The organism is Syntrophotalea sp. (genome assembly GCF_050253115.1).
In the GTDB taxonomy this organism is placed as follows: Bacteria; Desulfobacterota; Desulfuromonadia; order Desulfuromonadales; family Syntrophotaleaceae; genus Syntrophotalea; species Syntrophotalea acetylenica.
This window is the reverse complement of sequence record NZ_JBFWJQ010000161.1, coordinates 1-3,925: the sequence shown is the minus strand read 5'-3', so window position 1 is coordinate 3,925 and position 3,925 is coordinate 1. Positions and strand designations below refer to the sequence as shown.

The window sequence follows — 3,925 nt, the reverse complement described above, 5'->3', positions numbered from 1 at the left end:
CCCAAGGGAGTCGTCAATCTGATCACCTGCAGCCGCAACGAGCTGACGGATTTGCTGTCGCATCCGGACATTCGCGGAATTTCCTTTGTCGGCAGCACATCTGTTGGCCTGAAGATCTATTCGACAGGGGCTGCTGCCGGTAAGCGGGTGCAGGCCCTGACGGAAGCCAAGAACCACTCTCTGATTCTGCGTGACGCGGCTCTGGACTGGTCTGCCCGGAGGATCATCAATTCGGCATTCGGTTGCGCCGGCCAGCGTTGCATGGCTCTGCCGGTTGTGGTTGTAGAAGAGTGCATTGCCGATGAGTTTGTTGGCCTGCTGAAAAAATACGCTCAACAGCTGAAGATGGGCCCTGCCTACGAAGAGACCACACAGCTTGGCCCCCTGGTCAGTGCCGGGCAGAAAAAATTTGTCATCGACATGATCAACAAAGGGGTCGAAGAAGGCGCCACGCTGGTGCTTGATGGCCGGGACGCGGTTGTGGAGGGATGCGAAAAGGGCTATTTCGTCGGTCCTACCATCTTCGACCATGTCAAGAAAGATATGGTTATCGGTGATCAGGAAATCTTCGGACCGGTGGTTTGCGTCAAGCGGGTCAAGGATTTCGAGGAAGGCATAGCGGTCATGAATGCCAATGAGTTTGCCAACGGCTCATCCATCTTTACCCGCAGCGGTTATTATTCCAGGGAATTCGCTCGCCGCACCGACGGCGGCATGGTGGGTATCAACGTGGGAATTCCGGTGCCTCTGGCGTTCTTCCCCTTCTCCGGTCACAAGCGTTCCTTTTTTGGCGATTTGCACTGCCTCGGGCGGGACGGGCTCAAATTCTATACCCAGACCAAATCGGTGACCACCAAATGGGTATCCCCGGAGGAGGCTGGCGAACAGGATAAGGTTTCGACCTGGGAAGGTACCATCAACCGGGAACTCTAGCCTGCTGACGGCTGGACCATATGGCACTGAGGATCCGTCGGCCCGCTTCTTTTTCAGGAGGCGGGCCGACGGGCCTGAAACCCGGTAAGGAGCTGCGCGATGATTCCTTGCAGATTGATCGATCCCCTGACCAAGACCATTATTGTCCTCGAGGGCCTGTCTGGCAGGCCGCTGGCGGAAATATGTGAGGAATACAACATAAGGGAAGAACATTATACGGTCTGGAGAAAATATTTTTTGGCCAACGCTCCGAAAATCTTCGAATAAATCGGCAATTCAAGAAATGTATCTGCCGTTGGCTCTGCAAAAACAGGCTTTGCAGAACGGAATTTTGGCCTAGCCATTCAACGGGTTTTTGCGAAGGCCTCGTTTCTCAAGACCTTGAAACTGAAGGATGCAGGTAACTCTATGTTTGAAGTACTCAGCAACGATATTCTGGCGCCGAATGTCCATCGCATGGTGATCCGCGCGCCGCGGATCGCCATGGTTCGGAAACCCGGACAATTCGTGATTGTGCGCGTCGAGGAAGGCGGCGAGCGGATTCCACTGACCATTGGCGACGCGGACATTGCGAAGGGCACCATTACCCTGTTTATCCAGGCCGTGGGGCTGACGTCCTTAAAGCTCGTCGGCACGCCGGTTGGCAATCACCTCAGGGATGTGGCCGGGCCTTTGGGACAGCCGACGCATATACGCAAATGGGGACGCGTGGTCTGTATCGGAGGCGGGCTTGGCACCGCGGTGCTTTATCCCATGGCCAGGGCTTTGCCGGCGGCCGGCAATGAAGTAACCACGATAATCGGCGGTCGCTCCGCGCCCTTCATTATCCTGGAACAGGAGCTTTCCGTTTTTTCCAGACAGGTGCTGGTAACCACCGAGGATGGCAGTCTTGGCCGCAAGGGGTTTGTCACCGATGCCCTGCGGGAATTGATCGACGATCCGCAGCGGTGCCCGCAGGCGGTGATCGCCATCGGTCCGGTACCGATGATGCGGGCCGTGGCGGAACTGACCCGGCCATACGGCATTGAGACCATTGTCAGCCTCAACCCGATCATGATCGACGGCACCGGCATGTGCGGCGGCTGCCGGGTCGTGGTCGGAGGGGAAACCCGTTTTGCCTGTGTTGATGGCCCCGAATTTGATGGCCATCTGGTGGACTTCGATCTGTTGAGTAATCGGCTGGCCATGTATCGCGAAGATGAATGCAGAATGCTGGAGCAGCTCCCCGATGAACTGCGTGCCAGGATCGTTCAGGTAAAAAGGTGAGGGGGGAGGATATCCGGATGAAGTTTTCCATGGAGCCACAAGTCAAAATGGCGCGGGTGAGAATGCCCGAGCAGGATCCGCAGGTGCGCAGGTGCAATTTCAAAGAAGTCAATCTGGGGCTTTCCGAGGCTGAGGCGGTGCAGGAGGCGCAACGCTGTCTTGGCTGTAAAACCAGGCCCTGCGTGGCCGGTTGTCCGGTACGGGTCAGAATCCCGGAATTCATTACCGCCCTGGCTTGCGGCAACGTTGCGCAGGCGGCACACATTCTCCTGGCTGACAACTCTTTGCCTGCGGTATGCGGCCGCGTCTGTCCCCAGGAGGAACAGTGCGAGGCCAAATGTGTCCTTGGCAAGAAAGGTGAACCCGTAGCTATCGGCTATCTGGAGCGTTTTGTGGCCGATTGGGCTATGCGGCATCCGGACTTGCTGGAGCCTGAAACGGCCGTTGCCCCAACCGGAAAAACCGTTGCCGTGGTCGGCTGCGGCCCAGCCGGCATTACCGTCTCCAAGGAACTGGCATGCAAGGGGCATGACGTTACCATATTCGAGGCTTTGCACGACACCGGCGGTGTTTTGCGCTATGGCATTCCGGAATTCCGTCTGCCGAAGCAGATCGTGGATATCGAAGTGCAGCGTTTGCGGCATATGGGTGTCAGTATCGAATGCAATGTCATTGTCGGCAAGACCGTAAGTCTCGAAGAATTGCAGACGGGTTACGATGCCGTGTTTATCGGCAACGGCGCGGGGCTGCCGACCATGCTCGGCATTCCCGGAGAGAATCTTAAAGGCGTCTATTCGGCCAACGAATATCTCACGCGCGTCAATCTGATGGCAGCCTGGCGTGATGATGCGGCCACTCCGATCATGCGGGGTAAAAGGGTGATGGTGATAGGCGGCGGGAATACCGCCATGGACGCGGTTCGCACCGGGGCAAGACTTGGCGCGGAACGTTCAATTATCGTTTACCGCCGCAGTGAAGCGGAAATGCCGGCCCGCGTGGAGGAAATCCACCATGCCAAACAGGAAGGCATCGAATTTATCCTGCTGACAGCACCGCTTGAAATTATCGGCGACGCATCGGGGTGGGTAAAAGGGGTTCGCTGCCAGAAAATGAAACTTGGCGAGCCGGATGCTTCGGGACGCCGCCGGCCGGTTCCCGTCGCAGGACAGACCTTCGAACTTGCGGTGGACGTGGTGGTCAACGCGGTCGGCACCCAGGCCAATCCCTTGCTGACGGCGACGGCTTCTCAGCTTGAGCTTAACAAATGGGGGAATATAGTCGCAGATGACAGCGGTGCGACCAGCCTGCAGGGCGTGTTTGCCGGCGGCGATATTGTGCGCGGCGGAGCCACTGTGATTCTGGCGATGGGTGACGGTAAAAGGTCCGCTGCCGCCATCGATGATTATCTCAGGCGTTGATGACCACCGCGGAATTTCCATGGAACCGCGGCACAAAGGCACAAACAGGAAAGGGCGAAGCCTCAGGCTTCGCCCTTTCTTTCAGGAATTTTTTTATCGTCAGACGGCCTGTTTGATCTTGGCCTGTTTCTCGTCCCTTTCCCGCAGGGCTTCCAGCTCTCTCTCGACATCGCAGATGTGCGCCAGCATACACTCCTGCGCCTTGTCTCCGTCACCGGCCTTGATGGCTTCGAAGATTTTCTGATGCGAATCCAGTACGTGCTGCGAAAATTCCATATCCGGCTTGATGTTGGTCTTGAGGTCGGTGA

5 protein-coding genes are annotated in these 3,925 nt (G+C 57.0%); 4 read left to right on the top strand and 1 reads right to left on the bottom strand.

The annotated features are described in order from the left end of the window. The 4 genes from AB7E65_RS12190 to gltA form a co-directional block, all read left to right on the top strand. Positions 1-933 (top strand): aldehyde dehydrogenase family protein (locus tag AB7E65_RS12190; RefSeq protein ID WP_428746046.1); only part of this gene is annotated, 933 nt, incomplete at its 5' end. A gap of 99 nt (positions 934-1,032) precedes the next feature. Then, a complete protein-coding gene (locus tag AB7E65_RS12185) occupies positions 1,033-1,200 on the top strand; it encodes a hypothetical protein (RefSeq protein ID WP_158514011.1) in 168 nt (55 codons plus the stop codon). Positions 1,201-1,341: 141 nt separating this feature from the next. Further along, positions 1,342-2,199 carry a sulfide/dihydroorotate dehydrogenase-like FAD/NAD-binding protein gene (locus AB7E65_RS12180; RefSeq protein ID WP_428746045.1) on the top strand — a complete coding sequence of 286 codons (858 nt, stop codon included), beginning with the start codon at positions 1,342-1,344 and terminating at the stop codon, positions 2,197-2,199. 17 nt (positions 2,200-2,216) lie between these two features. Next, on the top strand, positions 2,217-3,617 hold the full coding sequence (gene gltA, locus AB7E65_RS12175; RefSeq protein ID WP_072286950.1) for an NADPH-dependent glutamate synthase: 1,401 nt from the start codon (positions 2,217-2,219) through the stop codon (positions 3,615-3,617). Positions 3,618-3,716: 99 nt separating this feature from the next. Here gltA and AB7E65_RS12170 read toward each other — a convergent pair. Next, positions 3,717-3,925: FCD domain-containing protein (locus tag AB7E65_RS12170; RefSeq protein ID WP_428746044.1), on the bottom strand; the 209-nt coding region annotated here is incomplete at its 5' end.

Excerpts from the sequence above, each read along its gene's own strand:
- AB7E65_RS12185 (WP_158514011.1), top strand. The coding sequence starts at position 1,033 with ATGATTCCTTGCAGATTGATCGATCCCCTGACCAAGACCATTATTGTC.
- AB7E65_RS12180 (WP_428746045.1), top strand. The coding sequence starts at position 1,342 with ATGTTTGAAGTACTCAGCAACGATATTCTGGCGCCGAATGTCCATCGC.
- gltA (WP_072286950.1), top strand. The coding sequence starts at position 2,217 with ATGAAGTTTTCCATGGAGCCACAAGTCAAAATGGCGCGGGTGAGAATG.